2 protein-coding genes are annotated in these 2425 nt (G+C 43.4%); both read left to right on the top strand.

Features of this window, described 5'->3' with window-relative positions; translation table 11 throughout:
• On the top strand, window positions 1–2241 hold a 2241-nt coding region (locus tag J1N10_RS20665), incomplete at its 5' end, for a hypothetical protein (protein WP_262328629.1).
• A gap of 2 nt (window positions 2242–2243) precedes the next feature.
• Window positions 2244–2425, top strand: a 182-nt coding sequence (locus J1N10_RS20670; RefSeq protein ID WP_262328630.1) for a hypothetical protein, incomplete at its 3' end; no start/stop codon positions are given.

Consider the following 2425-nt stretch of genomic DNA (forward strand, 5'->3'; position numbering starts at 1 on the left):
CACACCAACAAAAGTGCAAGTATCAGCATCATGTTCGAGGATGGTACTTACATCAACGATTTGGGAACGTTCCTGGTCCTTCGTGATTTCTCCTACCAAATCAACATCTGCTCATTGAGCAATAAGGTGGATGGTGTGGTTGGAACATTCGTTAAGCCTGTGATTTTCCAAAGTGATAAGGCTATTGAAATTTACAATAGTGCTATCAATTTTGCAGACATACGTTTTGAATATACCGATGCCGGAAGCGGTGCAATTGCCTTTCTGAACAGTACCACCAACATTGATGATTGCTGTTTTGAGGCGAAGGTCAATCAATCGTGTGTATTTGACAGGGGCTACAACAAGATTGTGTTTTCTGATACCTACTTCAAGATGAACAGGGATATTCAGGACACGATACTTGACAGGGCTTCGGTTGGTTCATTCATCAATATTGCACGTTCAAAGTCCGCTCCGGAATACAGACCAAAAACCATTGTACAGCAAATTAGTGGCGGTCTGATAATCGCCGGGAATGTTGAAGATTTGCTCATATCTGAGAAAAGTCCTGTGTATATGCCCAATGGTGGTATCGAGGTACACGGTGGTTTTGTAACCGACCCTGATGGTAATATAAATATTGCCATTCCAACAAAGCTTTCGCAGTTGGAAAACGATATGAACCTGACTTCTAATTTTGAGGAACTGCAAAACAAACCAACGACCATTAGTGCAGAACAGGCAACGGCAATTGAGAACAACAACAAAAAGAGCAGCTACCCACAAGCTGATGCAGAAAAGCTTGCAGGGATTGAGGAAGGTGCTACTGCCGGGGCTGATTGGAATACCAATATTCAGAATAAGCCAACTACCATATCAGTAGAACAGGCAGCAGCTATCGAGGCAAATACACAAAAACGTTCTTATCCCGAAACCGATGAAAACAAGTTGGCAGGGATTGAAGAAAACGCCACCGTTGGTGCGGATTGGGACACGAATGTTCAGAACAAACCTGTAACCATCTCTCCACAGCAAGCTGCCGATATTGAAGCCAATAATGCTAAACGCAGTTATCCGCAAGCCGATGAAGATAAACTTTCGGGCATAGAGGAAAATGCAACTGTCGGAGCTGATTGGGAAACAAATATTGCCAACAAACCAACAACGATTACAGCGGAACAAGCAACCGCAATCGAGGCAAATACTGCAAAACGTTCCTATCCCGAAGGGGATGAAAACAAATTGGCAGGGATTGAAGAAGGGGCTACTGTGGGAGCAGATTGGGAAACCAATATTCAAAATAAACCTGTGACCATATCGGTAGAACAGGCAGCAGCTATTGAAGCAAATACCGAAAAGCGAAGCTACCCACAAGCCGATCAAGATAAACTTTCTGGCATAGAAGAAAACGCAACTGCCGGAGCTGATTGGGAGACAAATATTGCCAATAAGCCGACCACTATTTCTGAGGAACAGGCAACCGCTATTGAAGCGAACACAGCTAAACGTTCATACCCCGAAGCGGATGAAACAAAGCTTGGAGGAATTGAAGAAGGTGCTACTGTTGGAGCAGATTGGGAAACTAATATTCAGAATAAACCTGTTACCATTTCGGCAGAACAGGCAGCAGCTATTGAAACCAATGCCCAAAAACGAAGCTACCCACAAGCTGACCAGGACAAACTTTCGGGTATTGAAGAAAACGCCACAGCCGGGGCGGATTGGAATACGAATATTGCCAATAAACCTACTACCATAACAGAGGAACAATCTACTGCTATTGAAGCGAACACGGCAAAACGCTCTTATCCCGAAGCGGATGAAACCAAGCTTGGTGGAATTGAAGAGGGTGCTACTGTTGGAGCCGATTGGGACACCAATATTCAGAATAAACCGACAACCATATCAGTAGAACAGGTAGCAGCCATTGAAGCCAATAATGCTAAACGCAGTTACCCACAAGCAGATGAAGACAAGCTTTCGGGTATTGAAGAAAATGCCACCGTTGGGGCTGACTGGGATGTCAATTTGCAGAACATTCCTGACTTCCTAAAAAAGTTCTTACAGGTATATGCTGATTCCGGCATTTTCTCAGGTGAAGATTGGGAAACAAAGCTGGCTGAGATACTGAACTTCCAAATCAACTTCATGAAAAACTTCGTGGATGCCGATGTGGATAGCCTATCGGTAGATGTTGCAGGAAACAATCTGAAGCTCACTTTCAAAGACGAAACAGACAAAACCATTACACTACAATAATTATGAAAGCATTAGTAATAGCAAGCCTTTTCACGGCATTTATAGCATTGGTTGTTTATCTTACCTCAATCATAGCGGCTCATGGCATTCGCAAATCAATTTCCGATAGTAATTACTTTTTACGCAAACCCTACAAGCTTGTATTTGAGATAGTGATGTGGGTTTGTGGACTGGCCATCATCAT

Origin of the sequence: Carboxylicivirga litoralis, assembly GCF_025499605.1 — a bacterium.
Classification (GTDB): Bacteria; Bacteroidota; Bacteroidia; order Bacteroidales; family Marinilabiliaceae; genus Carboxylicivirga; species Carboxylicivirga litoralis.